At 66.6% G+C, this 18,037-nt stretch carries 17 protein-coding genes; 9 read left to right on the top strand and 8 right to left on the bottom strand.

Annotated features, from left to right (window positions below; translation table 11 throughout):
• Positions 1–109: 109 nt before the first annotated feature.
• A complete protein-coding gene (locus A5790_RS23625; protein ID WP_197696874.1) occupies positions 110–259 on the bottom strand; it encodes a hypothetical protein in 150 nt (49 codons plus the stop codon).
• 427 nt (positions 260–686) lie between these two features.
• Positions 687–2,312, bottom strand: a complete 1,626-nt coding sequence (locus A5790_RS26445; protein WP_064412558.1) for a DNA methyltransferase — start codon at positions 2,310–2,312, stop codon at positions 687–689.
• A 740-nt stretch (positions 2,313–3,052) separates the two neighbouring features.
• On the opposite strand from A5790_RS26445, the gene A5790_RS23615 reads away from it, so the two are divergent.
• From A5790_RS23615 to A5790_RS23605, 3 genes are all read left to right on the top strand, one after another.
• Positions 3,053–3,796: an MBL fold metallo-hydrolase gene (locus A5790_RS23615; RefSeq protein WP_066850043.1), complete on the top strand. Its 744-nt coding sequence runs from the start codon at positions 3,053–3,055 to the stop codon at positions 3,794–3,796.
• Positions 3,797–3,918: 122 nt separating this feature from the next.
• Positions 3,919–5,439, top strand: coding sequence for a long-chain-fatty acid--ACP ligase MbtM (gene mbtM / locus A5790_RS23610; protein WP_066850040.1), 1,521 nt, complete (start codon positions 3,919–3,921; stop codon positions 5,437–5,439).
• 30 nt (positions 5,440–5,469) lie between these two features.
• Positions 5,470–6,222, top strand: coding sequence for a S9 family peptidase (locus A5790_RS23605; protein ID WP_066850062.1), 753 nt, complete (start codon positions 5,470–5,472; stop codon positions 6,220–6,222).
• Here A5790_RS23605 and A5790_RS23600 read toward each other — a convergent pair whose 3' ends face one another.
• On the bottom strand, positions 6,223–7,194 hold the full coding sequence (locus A5790_RS23600) for an NADPH:quinone oxidoreductase family protein (protein ID WP_066850030.1): 972 nt from the start codon (positions 7,192–7,194) through the stop codon (positions 6,223–6,225).
• 145 nt (positions 7,195–7,339) lie between these two features.
• Between A5790_RS23600 and A5790_RS23595 the strand changes: the two genes are divergently transcribed.
• Positions 7,340–8,308 carry an alpha/beta fold hydrolase gene (locus A5790_RS23595; RefSeq protein WP_066850027.1) on the top strand — a complete coding sequence of 323 codons (969 nt, stop codon included), beginning with the start codon at positions 7,340–7,342 and terminating at the stop codon, positions 8,306–8,308.
• Here A5790_RS23595 and A5790_RS23590 read toward each other — a convergent pair whose 3' ends face one another.
• Positions 8,309–9,679, bottom strand: coding sequence for a flavin monoamine oxidase family protein (locus tag A5790_RS23590; RefSeq protein ID WP_066850024.1), 1,371 nt, complete (start codon positions 9,677–9,679; stop codon positions 8,309–8,311).
• Positions 9,680–9,707: 28 nt separating this feature from the next.
• On the opposite strand from A5790_RS23590, the gene A5790_RS23585 reads away from it, so the two are divergent.
• On the top strand, positions 9,708–10,688 hold the full coding sequence (locus A5790_RS23585) for a TIGR03617 family F420-dependent LLM class oxidoreductase (RefSeq protein ID WP_197696877.1): 981 nt from the start codon (positions 9,708–9,710) through the stop codon (positions 10,686–10,688).
• A 40-nt stretch (positions 10,689–10,728) separates the two neighbouring features.
• Positions 10,729–12,225: an NAD(P)/FAD-dependent oxidoreductase gene (locus A5790_RS23580; RefSeq protein WP_066850018.1), complete on the top strand. Its 1,497-nt coding sequence runs from the start codon at positions 10,729–10,731 to the stop codon at positions 12,223–12,225.
• A 9-nt stretch (positions 12,226–12,234) separates the two neighbouring features.
• On the opposite strand, the gene A5790_RS23575 is transcribed toward A5790_RS23580, so the two are convergent.
• Complete coding sequence (locus A5790_RS23575) at positions 12,235–12,999, bottom strand: helix-turn-helix domain-containing protein (protein WP_066850015.1); 765 nt, start codon at positions 12,997–12,999, stop codon at positions 12,235–12,237.
• Between the two features lie 33 nt (positions 13,000–13,032).
• On the opposite strand from A5790_RS23575, the gene A5790_RS23570 reads away from it, so the two are divergent.
• A complete protein-coding gene (locus A5790_RS23570; RefSeq protein WP_197696873.1) occupies positions 13,033–13,407 on the top strand; it encodes a DUF4345 family protein in 375 nt (124 codons plus the stop codon).
• A 40-nt stretch (positions 13,408–13,447) separates the two neighbouring features.
• Here A5790_RS23570 and A5790_RS23565 read toward each other — a convergent pair whose 3' ends face one another.
• Both A5790_RS23565 and A5790_RS23560 read right to left on the bottom strand, forming a co-directional pair.
• Positions 13,448–14,560 carry a hypothetical protein gene (locus tag A5790_RS23565; RefSeq protein WP_066850011.1) on the bottom strand — a complete coding sequence of 371 codons (1,113 nt, stop codon included), beginning with the start codon at positions 14,558–14,560 and terminating at the stop codon, positions 13,448–13,450.
• Positions 14,560–15,693: a phosphotransferase family protein gene (locus tag A5790_RS23560; RefSeq protein ID WP_066850008.1), complete on the bottom strand. Its 1,134-nt coding sequence runs from the start codon at positions 15,691–15,693 to the stop codon at positions 14,560–14,562. Before A5790_RS23560 ends, A5790_RS23565 begins: the two co-directional genes overlap by 1 nt.
• Positions 15,694–15,736: 43 nt before the next feature.
• Between A5790_RS23560 and A5790_RS23555 the strand changes: the two genes are divergently transcribed.
• Complete coding sequence (locus A5790_RS23555) at positions 15,737–16,339, top strand: TetR/AcrR family transcriptional regulator (RefSeq protein ID WP_066850005.1); 603 nt, start codon at positions 15,737–15,739, stop codon at positions 16,337–16,339.
• Positions 16,340–16,344: 5 nt separating this feature from the next.
• Positions 16,345–17,025, top strand: a complete 681-nt coding sequence (locus tag A5790_RS23550; protein ID WP_066850002.1) for a PIG-L deacetylase family protein — start codon at positions 16,345–16,347, stop codon at positions 17,023–17,025.
• Positions 17,026–17,238: 213 nt separating this feature from the next.
• Here A5790_RS23550 and A5790_RS23545 read toward each other — a convergent pair whose 3' ends face one another.
• The gene (locus A5790_RS23545) at positions 17,239–18,012 is read right to left on the bottom strand and encodes an enoyl-CoA hydratase (protein WP_066849999.1); all 774 of its coding nucleotides are present in this window, start codon (positions 18,010–18,012) and stop codon (positions 17,239–17,241) included.
• Between the last annotated feature and the right edge of the window lie 25 nt (positions 18,013–18,037).

Raw genomic sequence — 18,037 nt, 5'->3', positions numbered from 1 at the left:
GACACAAAGCTGTTGGCGCGTCTTAAGTCCCATTGACTAAACAAACCCATGTAACGTACTTCACGCTCCGGCGAGGAGACGCGCGTCGGTTCGTCCCGACGCTCAGGGGTTATGCACGCGTCAGTTCCTCGAGGTTCTGGTCAGCCCACGATTCGGCGAGCGCCACCGCCTCTGGGTGCTTCGACGCCCACTGGTCATGAGCAGCGCAGCGCCGGCGCATATCTTCGACGTCGAGTAGTGATTCGATCCACGCGTTCATCGACTGCTGATCCTAGTCGGCGTTCCGTTTGACCCCATCTTATGTGACTCCCCGCGTTGAGCGGCTCGAACGGTGGTGCTCAGAGCGGCGGACGGCTTGTGCATTTGGATGTGCCCGGCTCGCGTGTATGCCCGACAGTCCACTGCCTGATCGCGTACGGCGCAGCTATCTGCTCTGATGCGGTTGGCAAGTCTGCCAGTGGGGCGAACACGTATCGAAACCCTATCGATATAGCGGTTATCCATGGGGCCGCGGTGTTGGGTACCGGGTTCTCAACCGTCGTCAACAGGTTCGATCGCAGTATCGCGCACCACATATCTTTGCAGGTCAGAAGCGGGTTTCTGGGACTCAAAACAGGCGGCGTGAGCTCGCCGTGAACTCCCGTTCGATCGTGGCCAGGTGCGCGCTCGGGGGTCTTTTTGGGGGCTTATCCGGCCGCAAATAGAGTGGTCTGCTCGAGGGTGACCGTGTGTTTCTGCGCGGCGATGTAGGGCAGGAAGGTCGGGGGTACCTGCGGGCGTTTCTTGGCGAGCAGATCGGCCACGGTGATGTGCTGCAGGCGCGGGTACTGCTCGCCGTTGGCGGGGTGGGCGAAAACGCCTCCGTGGTTGATCGCGTCGGTGACGCCTTTGGTCGCTGGTGCCAGGGTGATGAGCAGACCCATCTGTGCTTTGCGGGCTTCTACGGTGCCGGAGAGGTCGCGCACCATCGACGGGTTGATTGTCTTACCGCCTTTCACCGACACCAGTAGTTTGCCGATCTTGCCGGTGCCGAGCGGGAACCTCGCTACGCCGTCAACGCCTTTGTCTCCGACCTGTTTCTCGTTCGGTTCGGCGTTGACCATGGAGACAGCCCAGCGTTCAAATTCCAGCGGTGACCGGTCAAACAGTGCGCGGGCACCACCGAGATCTTTCGGGATGCCGGAAAGCTCGATGGAGCCGAACACTCCGCCGCCGTACGTGTGCAGCAGCCGTTTGGTGATGACGTCGATCGCGAGGTGGGTGATATCGATACCGATCCACTGACGACCCAGCCGTTGTGCGGCGTCGACTGTAGTACCACACCCGCAGAAGGGGTCCAGAACGACATCGCCGGGGTTGCTGCTCGCTTGAATGATTCGCTCAAGCAGTGCTAAAGGCTTCTGCGTCGGGTAGCCGAGGCGTTCCGCGGCACCGGAGTTGATGGAAGGAATATCAGTCCACACGTCGCCGACGATCACCGACCGTTCGCTGGGCACGTACGGATCTTGTGCACGCTCGCGAGGCATGCCATTCTTCTGCCAATAGAGACGGCCCTCCATATCTAGTTGTTCGAGCGTGGTGTGCCCCACACGCCAATGTCGGCCAGCACCAGTCGGGTTGACGCTGCGCCAGGGTTGTCCAGTTTCTCCCTTCCGCGTTCCCGGACCAGTCAAATCCTTCGTGCGGTAACGATTACCATCGGTCCAAGTCACAATGTCGTGGGGCTCAGACATAGCTCCCGATGGCACCCGAGTTTCGAAGAATGTGCCAATACGACTCCTGCCGTAAAAGAGCAGTGTGTCGTGGAGGCGCGGCGAGATTGCCTGCTTCACGCTGCGGGCATTGTGCCGTTGCCAACTGACCTCATCACGGAAGTTCTCGGCACCGAATATCGAGTCTAGGAGGACTTTGAGGTAGTGGCTCATTGTCGGGTCGCAATGCAGGTAGAGGGATCCGGTGGGCTTGAGCACCCGGTGCAGTTGAAGCAGGCGAGGCGTCATATTGACGAGGTAGGCAAGCGCCTCACTTTCTTCTAGGAGCGTATAGAACCCAGAAAGGGTGTCAGCGACCCGCCGCGGTGCCGTTTGCGACAGTTGACCTAAAAGCACTTCGGTGGTGTGCGTCCACCGCCACGTGTCTTCGAACGCTTGGATCTGCGCCGCCGACTCGTCGACGGCTCGATTTCGCCCGAAGATGACGGAGTAGTTACGGTTCGAATTGAACGGCGGATCCAGATAGACTAAGTCGACGGATCCATCGTCGACGTGCTCGTCGAGCACCTCGAGATTGTCGCCGAAATATAGTCGGTTCACTGACCCACCTCAGCAGGCTGGGCGCGCCCCGCACAATGGGAGTTTTCAATTTGCTGTGAAACGGTTACCTAATTCGCGAGTTTATCAATTTGCTCCGAAACGGATACCTATTCGAGAGCACGATGTGTGCCCGCTCGCGGCGGCGGTAATCGGCTAATCGGATTCCTTCACGGGAGGTCAGGCGGGCGTCGCGCACTACTGGACGACGCCCGCCCGCCTCTTTGTTATCCGGCGGTTCGATCCCAACCGCGACCAGACTCTCCTGACCCGTTCGTGGCAGCGGGCGGTGTCCGCGGCGACCCTCCGGGTCGGGTAGGTGCCCGGCGATGCGTGGGTGGTGCCAGTTTCGACGCCCTGCAGCAGCGTCGCCGACCGGTGGCGGCAAGTGACGCCTTAGGTTGTGAACGAATTTGTGAACGAAACAGGGCGCAACTGCCGTGATGATGTGAGACGCACCGTGATGGCTGGGACGGGCGGTTGATCGCGACCTGCACGTTTCAGACCCGGGAGGCCATGCGAGACCGGAACCGGCCGGCTCATAACCCAGAGGTCGCAGGTTCGAATCCTGTCCCCGCTACTAGGTGGAACGGCCCTCGGAGGACACTCCGGGGGCCGTTCTCATTGGCTTCTCATTGGCTTCTCACTGGCTACGCCACCCCCGCAACCATCGGCCCGATGCTTGCCGCAGGAGAGCCCCGCACCGCACACTTCTCACGTGGACCCCACCGAAGGATGCTGCGATGGCGTTGGTCGTTGATCCGCTCGACGACATCGGGGTGATCCGCCTCTCCCGGTGGATCTTCAACTGCTACCTGATCCGTGGCGACCGCGGCGTTGTCGTGGTCGACGCGGGCATGCCCGGCAGCGCCGACGACGTCGCGGGCGTGCTGTCGGTCTACCGCGGCACCGTCGGCGCGGTCGCAGCCACCCACGGCCACAGCGACCACGTCGCCGGGGCGCCGCGACTGGCCGCCGAACACAGCGTGGCGCTACATCTTCCCGAGGTCACTCTCAGCTATCTGGACGGTACGCGGCAACCCCGCACCCCGGCGCTGAGCAAGATCGTCCAGATCTGGCCGACCCTGATCAGCCAGCCGATGGACCTGACCGGGCTGCGCGGCTTCGCCGACGGTCCGCGCATCGCCGGGTACGGCGGAAGCAAGGGGATGGTCGGTGACGCCCTTGGCGGGGCGCGACCGCTGGCAGACGGTCAGCCGCTGCCCGGCGCGCCGGGCTGGGAGGTGCTGCACGTGCCCGGCCACACCGACGACTCGACCGCGTTCTGGCATGCCGACAGTCGGACCCTGATCTCCGGCGACGCGGTGCTCAGCGCGGGCGGGCAAGCCTGGTTCACCCCCGAGACCGTCGACACCGCCACCGCGAAACGCAGCGAGCCGCGCATGCGCGCGCTGCCCGTCGAACACCTCCTGCCCGGCCACGGTCTGCCGGTGCACCGGGTCGACGTCTGGGCCGATACCCGCTGAAGCTGGCCTAGGAACGAAGCCTCCCACCCCGTAGGATCACCGCAAATTCCCGTAAGTTAGCTTAGGCGATATTTACTAGACGGAAAATCGCGAATTGAGCGGGTAAGTACTGCGAGGTATCTATGAAATCGTTGGCTGCGACCTTTGCCGAGCGGTTGACCAGCTCCGATCACAGCCTCTACGTCTTCGACGACGGCACATGGACGCGCCACCCCTGGCCGGAAGTGCACGCCCGCGCGGAGAACGTCGCCGACTGGCTGCTCAACGAGGAAGTCGCCGCGCTCGGCCTGGCCAACGAGCCCACCGTCGAACTCATCGCGGCCATCCTCGGCGCCTTCCAGGCCGGCGTGCCGGTGACCATCGCGCCCGGCCCCGTCCGCGGCGCCGACGCCGACAAGTGGGCGCAATCCACGGTGGCCCGGTTCGCGGGCATGGGCGTCAGCCACGTGCTCAGCCGGGGGCGTCAGCTGGAGCAACTCGGCCTCGTGGACAGAGCTCCGATCGTCAAGGAACTGGATTCGGTCGCCCCGCTGACCCGATCGACGAACTTCCGGCGCTCCGACCGAGCCGCCGACATCGCGATCCTGCAGGGCACAGCAGGCTCCACAGGCGTGCCGCGCGCGGTGCAGCTGTCACCGGGCGCGGTGCTCGCCAACCTCGACGGTCTGAACACGCGGATCGGGGTCGGGCCGGGTGACGTCGGCTGTTCCTGGCTGCCGCTGTACCACGACATGGGTCTGAGCTTCGTGCTCGCCGGGGCGTTGGCCGGTATCGACGTGTGGCAGGCGCCGACCGCGGCGTTTCAGGCCTCGCCGTTTCGGTGGCTGAACTGGCTCACCGAGAGCCGCGCCACGATCACCGCTGCGCCGAACATGGCCTACGGCCTGATCGGGAAGTACTCGCGACGCGTCACCGACGTCGACCTTTCTGACCTGCGGTTCGCGCTCAACGGCGGCGAACCCGTCGACTGCGCGCTCACTGCGCGCTTCGCCGAGGAGATGGCCCGATTCGGATTCGACGCGGGCGCGCTCGCGCCCTCCTACGGCTTGGCCGAATCCACCTGTGCGGTAACGGTTCCCGAACCCGGTAGCGGGCTGATCGTCGACGACGCCGGTCATGCGCTGCTGGGCGAGCCGATACCCGGCATGGCGGTGCGCGTCGATGAGCGCAGGGACGGAAAGGTCGGCGAGATCCTGATCCGCGGTACCTCGATGATGTCGGGTTACCGCGGTGACGCACCGTTGCATCCCGACGACTGGTTCGCCACAGGCGATCTCGGCTACCTCGTCGACGGCAGCCTCGTGGTGTGCGGTCGTGCCAAGGAACTGATCACCGTCGCCGGCCGCAACATCTTCCCCGCAGAGGTCGAGCGGGTGGCCGCCGTTGCGTCCGGTGTGCGCGAGGGCGCCGTGGTGGCCATCGGGGTGGGGGAGCGGTCGATCCGTCCCGGTGTCGCGATCGTCGCCGAGTTCCGCGGACCCGACGAGGCGCGGTCGCGCGCCGACCTCATCGAGCGCGTCGCATCCGAATGCGGTGTGGTGCCCACCGAGGTCGTCTTCGTCAAACCCGGTACTCTGCCGCGAACCTCGTCGGGCAAGCTGCGCAGGCTCGAGGTGAAACGCGACCTGCTGCAGCAGCAGTGAGCTCGCCGACCACGTGACAGGATGACGCGCGTGGGTGAACGCGTCAGCTTCGCAAGCGCCAGTGGACCCGCACTGGCGGGCGTGATCGATCTTCCCGACGGTGACGTACGCGGCTGGGGCGTCTTCGCCCACGGGTTCACGCTCGGCAAGGACTCGCCGGCGGCCAGCCGGATCTGCAAGCAACTCGCCGCCGAGGGCATCGGCATGCTGCGGTTCGACAACCTCGGTCTTGGCGACTCGGAGGGCGACTGGAGCGACGGGTCGTTCTCGCACAAGGTCGCCGACACCGTGCGCGCCGTGGAGTTCATGAACGACGAGGGCCGCGAGGTGCGCCTGCTGGTCGGGCATTCCTTCGGCGGCTCGGCCGTCGTCGCCGCCGCCCACGACTGCCCGACGGTGAAGGCGGTCGCCACCATCGCGGCCCCCTACGAACCCGCCCACGTCGAACGGATTTACGACGCGGTCGTGGAGCGGATCGAGGAAGAGGGGGAGGCGCAGTTCCGCATCGGCGGCAAGGCGCTGACGCTGAAGCGGCACTTCGTCGAAGACGTCCGCAATGCCGACCTCCGCGAGCGCATCCACAACCTGCGCCGAGCCCTTCTGGTGATGCATTCGCCCACCGACAACACCGTCGGCATCGCCAACGCCAGCGAGATCTTCCAGTGCGCGCGTCACCCGCGCAGCTTCGTCTCACTCGAAGGCGCCGATCACCTGCTCACCGAAAAGGATCAGGCAGCACGTGCGGCGCGGATCGTCAGCGCCTGGGCCGACCCTTACCTATAGTCACCGGACGGCGACGACGACCTTGCCCTTCGCCGAGCGATCCTCGAGCGCGGCGATCGCGTCGGCGGCCCGCTCTAATGGGAACACCTGCGGCTGCGGCGCCGACACCTTGCCCGACGCCAGAAGCGGTTCGAGTTCGGCCCACTGCTCGGCGAGGTAATTGGGGTGGGTGAAAGTCCAAGCGCCCCAACCGACTCCGACCGCATCGACGTTGTTGAGCAGCAACCGGTTCACCTTGACGGTGGGAATCTCGCCGCCGGTGAAGCCGACGACGAGCAGCCGTCCACCCGGGGCCAGCGAGCGCAGCGAGTCGGTGAACCGATCCCCGCCGACCGGATCGACGACGATGTCCACACCGCGGCCCTCGGTCAGCTCCTTGACCTTGTCCTTGAACCCCTCGACCGGCACGACGTCCGTCGCGCCTGCCGCCGTGGCCACCGCACCCTTCTCCTCGGTGCTCACCACCGCGATCACCCGAGAGGCACCCCATGCCGGCGCCAACCGCAGCGTCGACGTGCCGATGCCGCCTGCGGCCCCGTGCACCAGCACGGTCTCGCCCTCGGCCAGCCGGCCGCGGGTACGCAACGCGTGGTGCATCGTGAGGTCGTTGAAGAGCAGGCCCGCACCGGCCTCGAAGGAGACGTTGTCGGGCAGCTTGAAGACGCGCTCGGCGGGCAGTGCGACGACCTCGGCCATCGCGCCGCACAGCATCGTCAACGCCGCGACGCGATCGCCGGCCTTCACATGTGCGCCGTCCGGCGCGCTGCGCACCACGCCGGCGACCTCACCGCCCGGCGTGTAGGGCATCTCCGGCTTGTACTGATAGAGCCCGCGCGACTGCAGCACATCGGGAAACGCGACCCCGGCCGCGTGCACTTCGATGACGACCGCGCCGTCGCCGTCCGGCTCGTCGACCTCGACGAGTTTGGCGGCTTGTGGTCCGTCGAGGCTGGCAATCTGAATCGCGCGCATGCCCGCAATTTAACTCGACTCGACTGCCGGGCCCCCGCTGCGGCACCGATAGTCGCCAAAACGCGGCGGGGGGTGCCGCAGGAAGCGCACACTGTTAGATAAGCTCACTTATCCGGCAACGTTGCCGAGTTCGAACGGAGCGCACATGAGCAGTGGTCCCCGCAGCCGGTCGAGGGTTTCGGCCTTCGCCCCCGCTCAGTCCCTCCCGCCCGGACACGCCGTGGAGGTGCGCTCCAGGGACGGCATCCGCCTGCACGCCGAGGTCTTCGGCCGCGAGGACGGTTATCCGATCGTGTTGGCGCACGGCATCACCTGTGCGCTGCGGGTGTGGGCCCATCAGATCGCCGATCTGTCCCGGGACTACCGCGTGATTGCGTTCGACCACCGCGGCCACGGCCGCAGCGCGGTGCCGGTGCGCCGCGGCGCCTACAGCCTCGACCATCTGGCCGCCGACCTCGACTCCGTGCTGGATGCGACGCTGGCGCCCGGTGAACGGGCGGTCATCGCCGGCCATTCGATGGGTGGCATCGCCATCACCTCGTGGGCCGAGCGCTACGCCGAGCGGGTGACCGAACGCGCCGACGGCGTTGCGCTCATCAACACCACCACCGGCGACCTGCTGCGCAACGTCAAGTTGCTGCCCGTGCCCGCGCCGCTGGCCAACGTCCGCGTCCGCACCGCGGGGACCTTTCTGAAGACGTTCGGTGCGACGCCTCTGCCGCGCGCCATCTACGGACCGAATCAGCGCTTCGTCTCGATGCTGGCGGTCGGCCGCGACGCCGATCCCGCGATCGCCTCGTTCGTACATGAACTGTTCGCGGCGACCTCGCCGGTCGGCCGCGGCGGCTGGGCCCGCACGCTGGTCGACCATCTCGGACCGCAACACATCGGGCTGAACAACCTGGTCGTGCCGACGCTGGTGATCGGCAGCCGCAAGGACCGGCTGCTGCCGCTGACGTCGTCTCGTCGGATCGCCGAGGTGGCGCCCAATCTGAGCGAGTTCGTGGAGTTGGCCGGCGGGCACTGCGCCATCCTGGAGCGTCCCGACGAGGTGAACATGCATCTGCGTGGCCTGATCGAGTCGGTGACCGCCGAACGCCGCGTCAGTTCCTGATCAACTACTCAGCGCGCGATGCACTTCGTCTGCGGCGCGCCTGCCGGACCGGACGGCGCCGTCCAGGAAACCCGTCCACGCGTCAGCGGTTTCGGTTCCCGCCCAATAGATCCCGTCGATCGGCTTGCGCAGCCACGGGCCGTATGTCGTCCACGAGCCGGGCGGAACGGCCGCCGTCGGCCCTCCCGGCGCGAAATCCTCTGCACCCCAACAGTGGTCGAGATAGTCGATCGGGTCCAGCGCGGCGTTGCCGAACAGCCCCGCGAACCCCGTAAGCGCCCGCTCCCGGCGCTGCTCTGCCGGTAGCGAGTCGAACGAGCGTGAGTCGACGAAACCCAGCAGGATGCCGGGTCCGCCCCCGTTGCCGGACCCATCGTCGGAGGGGCTGACGTCGAACGTGATGAACACCGGTCCTTCGTCGGAAAGCGCCTCTCCCGAAAGCCCTTTCGCGCGCCAGAACGGCTTCTCGTACGCGGCGTACGCCTTGCTCAGATTGCCCTGCGGCCAGTGCTGCGCCAGCTTGCCGTACTCGGCGGGCAGCTCGGGTGAGAATTCGATCGCCTGGCGGTGTTCGGGCGGGATGGCGACGACGACGGCCTTGGCGCGCACCGCACCCCGATCGGAGGTCACGGTGAGCGTGCCGTCGCTGTGGCGTTCGATGCTGCGCACCGCGGCGTCGAGTACGACGCGCGAGCCCAACTCCTCGGCCATCCGGATCGCGATCTGCTGGGTGCCGCCAGGGAACCGGCTCTGCTGGGCGCCGCCTTCGACGTCGAGCATGCGGTCGAGACCGCCTGCGGCCCTGACGTAGCGCACGGCGTGCAGCATCGACACCGCGTCGGGCTCACAACCCCAGGTCACCCGAGACATGATCGCCATCAGATCCCGCGTTCCGGCGCTCGCGTGCACCGACTTCAACCAGCCGTCGAGCGACAGAGAGTCCAGTGCGTGCGCGTGCGGGGCGGTCCACGGCGCCTCGACGGCCACCCGCCGACATGCGCGCTCGAAGCGCCACTGGATGCGCGACACGTCGAGCAGTTCGATGATCGACAGCCGGGGAATCGTGCTGCGATACGAGCGGACCCGCCCCCGCCACCGGATCAGGTTCTTACCACCGCTGAAGGTGGGCACCGTCTCACAGCCCAGTTCGGCAGCGAGTTCTTCGACGGCGTCCTGCGTGGGTCCGATGAAGGTACCGCCGAGGTCGACGGGCACGCCGGCGATCGTCGCCGTCGACGACCGCCCGCCGACCCGGTCGCGGCCTTCGAGGACGACGACGTCGTAGCCGAGCCGATCCAACTCGCGCGCCGCCGCCAAACCGGCGAATCCGGCGCCCACGACGACCGCGTCGGCACTGGCTTGGATGGTCACGCGATTAGGCTCTCACGCCGTGAAGGTCATGACAGCGTTGTTCGGTCCAACCGATGCGATCGAGCGGGCGCAAGCACTGCGCGACGCGGGGGCCAGCGGGGTGTTCACCTTCGAAGGACCCCACGACGTGTTCGCGCCGCTCACGTTGGCGTCGACGGTGGGCGGTCTGGACCTGATGACCAACGTCGCCATTGCGTTTCCGCGCAACCCGATTCAGCTCGCCCACCAGGCCTACGACCATCAGGTGCTGGCCGAGGGCCGCTTCACGCTGGGTCTCGGAACGCAGGTGCGCACGCAGGTCGAGAAGCGATACGGCGCGGCGTTCGATCGCCCGGTCGCCCGCATGAAGGAGATGGTCGCCGCGCTGCGGGCGGTGTTCACCGCATGGGAGACCGGCGAACGTCTCGACTTTCGGGGCGAATACTTCCGGCACACGCTGATGACACCGACGTTCAACCCGGGCCCGAACCCGTATGGCCCTCCGCCGATCTATCTCGGCGCGCTCGGCCCGAAGCTGACCCGCGCGACCGCAGCGGTCGCCGATGGCCTGCTGGTCATGCCGTTCGGCTCGAAGCGATTCCTGCACGAGGCGACGATGCCCGAGGTGCGCGCAGGCCTGTCGGAGTCGGAGCGGTCCCTCGACGACTTCGCGCTGGTGCCCGAGATCATCGTTTCGGTCGGTACGCACGATGCCGACCACGACGCCGCGCGCCGGCTGTTGGCGTTCTACGGCTCCACTCCCGCCTACCGCCCGGTGCTCGACGTGCACGGCTGGGGCGAACTGCAGCCCGAGCTCAACGCGCTGTCCAAACAGGGCCGGTGGCAGGAGATGGGCACCCTGATCGACGACGAGATGCTGCACACCATCGCGGCGTGCGGCACCCCGGCCGAGATCGCCGCCCACATCCGCGACCGCGTCGGCGGGGTGTCCGATCGCGTCTGCCTCTACCAGCCCGGACCCATCGCGATCGATGCGTTGGCCGAGATCGTCGACGCACTGACAGGTTGACTCCTATGGTGGTACTCAGCGGGACCAAAGGAGGTTGCGGATGAGTGCCAATGGGCGCGAAGAGCGTGTTGACGACTACTCCGATGTGCTGATCATCGGGGCGGGCATCTCGGGGATCGGCGCGGCCTACCGCCTGCAGGAGAAGAACCCGCACACGTCCTACAAGGTGCTGGAGCGGCGGGCACGCATCGGCGGCACCTGGGATCTGCACCGCTATCCAGGCATCCGGTCCGACAGCGACATCTTCACGCTGAGCTACCCGTTCGAGCCGTGGACCCGGCCGGAGAACGTGGCCGACGGACCTGACATCCGCGAGTACCTGGTCCAGACCGCCCGCAAGCACGACATCGACGAACACATCCGGTTCAACACCCACGTGTTGTCGGCCGACTGGGACTCATCCACCGATACGTGGACGGTGCACACCGAACAGGACGGGACACCCAAGACGTACCGGAGTCGCTTCCTGTTCTTCGGCACCGGTTACTACAACTACGACGAGCCCTACCGTCCGGATTTCCCCGGCCTCGATGAGTTCAGCGGCGGCGTCGTGCACCCGCAGCATTGGCCGGAGTCGCTGGACTACAGCGGCAAACGCATCGTGGTCATCGGCAGCGGCGCGACGGCGGTGAGCATGATCCCGTCGCTGACCGAGAAGGCAGGCCACGTGACCATGCTGCAGCGCTCGCCCACCTACATGCTGAGCGGACCGCGGATCAACCCGATCGTGCAGGCGCTGCGCAAAGTGCTGCCCGGCCGGGCGGGTTACTGGGGTGCGCGCATCTACAACACCATCTTCACGGTGTTCATCTATGCTTTCGCCAAGGCGGCGCCCAAGCTCAGCAGGCGCTATATCCGCAACTACGCCAAACGCAATCTGCCCAAGGGCTATCCGGTCGACAAGCACTTCAAGCCGCGTTACGACCCGTGGGACCAACGGTTGTGCGCGATGCTCGACAACGACTTCTACGACGCGATCAACACGGGCCGCCTCGACGTGGTGACCGACCGGATCGACCACATCGATGCGTCCGGCGTCGTGCTGCGGTCCGGACAGCGGATCGACGCCGACGTGCTCATCACCGCGACCGGCATCCAATTGCAGGCGCTGGGCGGGGTTTTGATCAGCATCGACGGTGAGGAGGTCAAACCGCAGGACCGGTTCGTCTACAAGGAGCACATGCTCGAGGACGTGCCCAACCTGGCCTGGTGCGTCGGCTACATCAACGCGTCGTGGACATTGCGCGCCGACCTGACCGCTCGGGCTTTCGCAAAGCTGATCTCCTACATGGACTCTCACGGCTATACGCACGCATACCCGCATCTCGGGGACAAGCCCATGGCGGAAAAGCCCGCCTGGAACATCAACGCCGGCTACGTACAACGTGCGGGACATGTGCTGCCGAAGTCGGGCACGCACCGGCCGTGGAACGTCCGGCACAACTATGTGCTCGACGCGATCGACCACCGCCTCGACCGGATCGAGGAGTCAATGGTGTTCGGCCGCGCGCCGGTGCGGGTGACACCGGTCGCCTGAGCGCACAGGCTAGTTCGGCACCCTGACCGCCACACCGGCTGCCAGAAGCGTCGAGGCGGACAGTCCGAACGTCGACCTGAAGCGGTCGGACAGATGCGAGGGGCTGGCGAAACCGGTCTGCATCGCGGCGTCGGTGAGGTTCATGCCGTCGGCCACGGCTCGGCCCGCATCCAGTAACCGCAGCCACAGCCGGTAACGGCGGACGGTGGTGCCCAATTCGTCGCGGAACAGATGAAGGAACCGCGACTCCGAAAGACCTATCTCCACTGCTAGTTCGCGCGAGGAGACCGATCCGGCCGGATCCTCACGAATTCGGTTGGCAGCGCGCATGATACGCGGATCGATACGCCGGTCCGCTGCGGGTGCGGCCACGTCGAGCCAGTGGGACGCACCGTCGTCGTCGAGCGGCACGAACTGCAGGCGCTCCTCGTCGACGTGTCCGGTGCCGACTTCTCCGTTGCCTTCGCCGACCTTCGCGCGACAACTCTGGGCGCGGTCCGACATGGGCTCGAGGTAGCACGACACCAGACCGGTGCCGTGGCAGGTCAGTCGGTGCGTGAGCCGCGGCGGGATGAGCACGCTGCGTGCGTCGACGCGCTCGCGGTGTTGGCTCTCGACGGTGAGCGGTCCACCGATACCGACCGCCAGACACCACACCGAGCCGGAATGCGGCGCGAGCTTGAGGCTCGGTCCGGCGTACAGGGCCTGGCCGGGCCACAACCACACCGTCGGACAGCAGGTTTGTGGAAGCGCGTCAGCCGCGTATGCGGTCATGCTGGCCTCCTGGTCGATTGACGGGAGGCTACCGTGGCAGACGCGGTCGTGGCGATGATCGCCGTGTTCTTCGCCGGGATGGGGATCTATGCGCTCGCCGCACCCGAGGCGCTTGTCCGGCCGTTCGGCACTACGCTCGGCGGCGCCGCGGCGCGGGCGGAGGTGCGCGCGGTCTACGGGGGTTTTGGAGTGGCCGTCGCCGGTGTACTGGCGTATGCGGTGGTCGACGACGGGGCACTGCGCACGGGTGCGGTGTTCACGGTCGGGGCCGCGCTGGCCGGGATGGCGTTCGGTCGCCTGGTGTCGGCGGTCGTCGACCGCCGAACGTCGTTCTACCCGAACTGGTTCTACTTCTTGGTCGAGGCGCTCGCCGCGGCCGCCCTCATGGTGATTTCGGTGCGCTACTGATCCCGCAGCGACGGTGAGCGCACCGAACCGCTCAGTCGGCTCAGTCGGCCAGGGTCAACCAGTCCTTGAAGCCCGACGGGTCATGTCGGCCGAGTGCACCGTGTTCGAACAGGCCCCACCCTTCGCTGGTCTTGCCGCCTTCGGTGCACTCGGCGCGGCCGACGTGGTCGATGACGCCGAACATGGCGCGGCCGTTGACCGCCGGATCGGTCATGTCGTAGGTGAGGCGCTCGGTGAACTTGTCGCCCTTCCACACCCCGTGCAGCCAATCCGAGTCACCGCCGTATCCGCCGCCGATGTGGATTGGTACCGCCAGCTTCGACTCGACCTCGAACACCACCGGCGACCCGTCCGGGGTGGTCGCTTCGATGGTGGCGCCGTAGGGGATTCGGGTGCCCGAGGTGTAGTGGATCTTCACTCGCGGCCAGCCGAGCTGTTCGACGCGGCCGTCGCGCCAGATGCGGGTGCAGTCGTTGAGGCTGCGGAACCCGGTCGGATCCTCCTGGATGATCAGGCAGATCCCGAAGTCGTCGAACGCCATCGGCACGTAGAGCCACCACATGCCCTCGAACGGGGGATCGGCGGGGCGGCCGGCGGGTTCGGCCTCGCCGATGGGGCGGATGCCCCACGACCGGTCGCGGCTGCCGATCCACACCTCCGGGTCGACGGTGATGTCCTCTCCGTCGATCGAGATCACCCCGCTCCAGGACCCGACCTGCGCGAATCGCTGGGCGTCCAACGTGATTCGGGTGCCGGTGCGTAGGACGTGCCGCTGCTCCTGGATGGCGTCGAACAGACCGTTCCAGGTCAGGTCGACGGCGATGCCCTCGGTCTCCTCGAGCACGATCCGCAGTTTGCGCAGCGGTTCGGTGACCTCGACGCGGTAGCCGAGCACGTGCTGGTTGAGCCGGTCGGAGTCGATGCCGTCCGACAGATGCACGGCGGTCTGGGTGTCGCCGCGCCTGGCCAGGACGAAGGCGTCCTTCACACCCAGGTTCGGGTAGTACCCGATGCCGGTGATCACGAAGATGTCACCGGTGCGGTCATGGGCGTTGAAGTAGGACCGGTCGTAGAAGTTGCGGTCGGACGATCCCGGCCACGCTATCGGTTGGGGGATCTGGTGAATCGGGAATTCGTCGGTGGGACCGAGCATCAGGAGTCATCTCCAATGAGTCGTTTCAGCAGCGCGCCGTGATAGAACAGCGATTCGACGTCGTCGGGTTGTTCGATCTCGCCGAACCGCACTCGCCGCGCGCTGGTGCGCATGAACACACACGCCCAGATCACGCCGGAGTAGACGTAGAACCAGTTCAGGTCGCCGAGTTCGACCCCGGTCAGCGCCGCATAGGTCTTCTTGACGTCCTCCTCGCGCATGAAGTCGGGCAGCCCCGGCAATCCAGCAAGGCCGGCCAGCTCCTGGAAGACGTTGTGCGCGAAGATCATCCACGCCGCATCCATCTCGCGCGGCCCGAGTGTGGCCATCTCCCAGTCGAGGACGGCCGCCGGCTGGTAGCCGGAGTACAGCACGTTGCCGACGCGGGAGTCGCCCCAGACCAGGACGGGGTCGTTCGCTGCGGCGTCGGCGGGCCAGTTGGCCTCCAGCCAGTCGAGCGCGCGCTCGACCAGCGATGAGCGCCCGATGTCGGGGACAGCGAACTGGTACCAGTCCTGGAGCCAGTTGAGGTTGCGCCGCAACGCATTCTGATCGGATTCGTCGTCGAGAAACCCGAACACATCCTCGGGTTCGGGAATCGAATGCAGTTTGGCGATCACGCCGACGGTGGCGTCCTGCAGTTCGCGGCGTTGTTCGGCGGGGGAGTCGGCGAACCAGTTCCCGCCGAACGTGTACGGCATGACATCGGGCGGCACTCTGCCGTCGACGTAGTCCATCAGGAAGAACGGCGTACCGAGCACGTCGCCGCTGTTCTCCAGCCAACGCACCTGCGGCACCGGAACGTCGGTCTTCTCCTGCACCAACCGGATCACGTCGAATTGGTGATCCATCCGGTACGACGAGAACACGGGAACGTCCTCGGTGGTGGGCGCCACCCGCGCCACCCATTTCTGGGCCTGCGGTTGCCCGTCGACGGACCATCGTCCGGTCAGGATGATCGTCTCCGAGGACATCCCATTGGCGTCGACGCCACTTTCCACGGTGATCTCTGGCGCTGCTCCGTCCGGCAGGACGGTCGACAGCCATCGGGACATCACACCGGGCAGGGTGGACAGATCGCGACTTGAATGTTCGAGGCGGCTGACGTCTTCGACAGCCGGTTCGTTGGCCACAGCCTCTTCTTTCGCCGATAATTACGATACGGTGGGTAGCGTTATGAAACCAGACGCGTCACCGGTTGACAAGACCCCGGGCGCCGGGCGGCCCCGGGATCCACGCATTGACGCTGCCATATTGCGCGCGACGGCGGATCTCCTTGCGGAGATCGGATATTCGAATCTGACGATCGCCGCGGTGGCCGAGCGGGCGGGCACCACCAAGACCGCGCTGTACCGCCGGTGGTCGAGCAAGGCCGAGCTGGTGCACGAAGCGGCGTTCCCCGCCGCGCCGACCGCGATCGCCACCCCGCCGGGGGATATCGCCGCCGACATCCGCGCCATGCTCACCGCCACCCGCGATGTATTCGCCTCTCCGGTGGTGCGGGCGGCGTTGCCCGGTCTGATCGCCGACATGGTCGCCGACGATGAGCTCAACGTCCGTGTGATGGACCGGTTCACCGGTGTGTTCGCGGCCGTGCGCGACCGGGTGGCCGACGCGGTTCGGCGGGGTGAGGTCTATCCCGATGTCGACCCGGACCGGTTGGTCGAGGTGATCGGCGGGGCGACGCTGCTGCGGATGCTGCTGCGGCCGGGCGAGCCGCTCGGCGACGACTGGGTTGAGCAGACCACCGCCATCGTCGTGCACGGTGTGGTGGCATAGAGGGCGTGTTTGACGCGTTCCCCTCCGACTGGCGTTCCGCGTTGGTGCTGGTGCCGCACCCCGACGATCCGGAGTACGGGTGCGCCGCGGCGGTGGCGAAGTGGACTTCTGAGGGCAGGCGGGTCCATTACGCACTGGCGAGTCGTGGCGAAGCGGGCATCGCGGGGATGGCCCTCGAACAGGCCGGCCCGCTGCGAGAGCACGAACAGATGCGATCGGCAGCGGTCGTCGGTGTTGCCGACGTCCGGTTCTGGGAGTTTCCGGACGGCGAGATCCGCAACAGCCCCGAACTGCGGGCCAGGATCGTCGAGGCGATCAGTGAACTCCAGCCTGATGTGGTGATCAGCATCTACGGAGGTCCCGAGTGGTCGCCCGGCGCGCCCAACCAGCGCGATCACATCGAGTTCGCCGCGGCCGTCGTCGAGGCCTACGACAGCCTGCCCCACCCACCGCGCTGGTTGTTTCAGAACGGGCCGCAGGCAACTCACGTCGAGGTGATCGACGACGGAGCCTTCGAGCGTGCGGTCACGTCACTGGCCGAGCACAGGGTTTACCTGTCGGTGCTCGACCCGCACACCCCGATCACGGTGCACGCGCGCAAACAGGTGGAGTCGACGACGGCCCCGCGCCCCGAGCTCGGCGGCAGCCGCACAGTCGAATTCATCCTGCTGCGCCAACGCCGCTAACCCCCTGTTGTGCCCGTCGCGCCCGTCCCCCCTCTTGTGGCGCGAGCGTGCGGGTCTGCACACGACACGCCGCGAAAACTCGACACTTTGCGCACGTTCGACGCCCGCGAGCGTGCGAAAACCGTCGCAGAACGCCCGCGTGTCGTCAGCAGACACGCACATTCGCGGCACGGAAGGCACAGAAGGCACAGAAGGCGCAGAAGGTACAGAGCGTCAGCTGTCGATCTGGCGCTTGTTGCGCTCCGAGATGGCCTGGAACCGGTCGCCGAGGCCGGCGAAATCGCGGTGCTGGGCGAACGCGATCTTCTCCTCGGCGGCCAGCGCGGGATCGATCACCGCGGCCGCGCCCGTCGTGTAGATCTCCTTCAGACCGATCATGACTGACGCAGGCACCTCGGCGATCTGCGCAGCCAGTTCGACGGCGCGGTCGACCAGCCGGTCGTGGGCGACGACCTCGGTGATCAGGCCGATGCGCTCGGCGCGCGCGGCATCGACGACCTCACCGGTCATCGAAAGCCGTCGTGCCATCGCCAGCCCGACCACCTGGGGGAGTCGGGCGGTCATACCGCCTCCGGGCAGGATGCCGACCCTGGCGTGCGTGTCAGCGAACACGGCGCGTTCGGAGGCGATGAGGAAATCGCAACCCAGCGCCATCTCCAGCCCGCCGGTGAAGGTCGCGCCGTTGATGGCGCCGACGATCGGTGTGCGCATCTTGCCCGTCGCGGCGATGCAACTCTGCGACCGAAACTCCTCGAAATAGCTCAGGCCGTCCCGTTGCGCCTCCTTGAGGTCGACGCCGGCGCAGAACGCGGGGTCTGTGCCGGTGAAGACCACGGCGTTGACGGACTCGTCGGCGTCGGCCTCGGTGAGCGCGCTGTAGGTGGCCCTGATCAGTCCGCGGCTCAAGGCGTTTCGAGCCTCCGGCCGGTTGAGGGTCAGCACCCGCACGGGACCACGGTCGTCGACGAGCACCAGCGGTTCGGTCATGGGAACCGAATCTAGCGTGCGGCCG

The organism is Mycobacterium sp. 852002-51152_SCH6134967, from assembly GCF_001667105.1.
GTDB lineage: Bacteria > Actinomycetota > Actinomycetes > Mycobacteriales > Mycobacteriaceae > Mycobacterium > Mycobacterium neumannii_A.
This window is presented reverse-complemented; position numbering and strand designations above follow the sequence as displayed.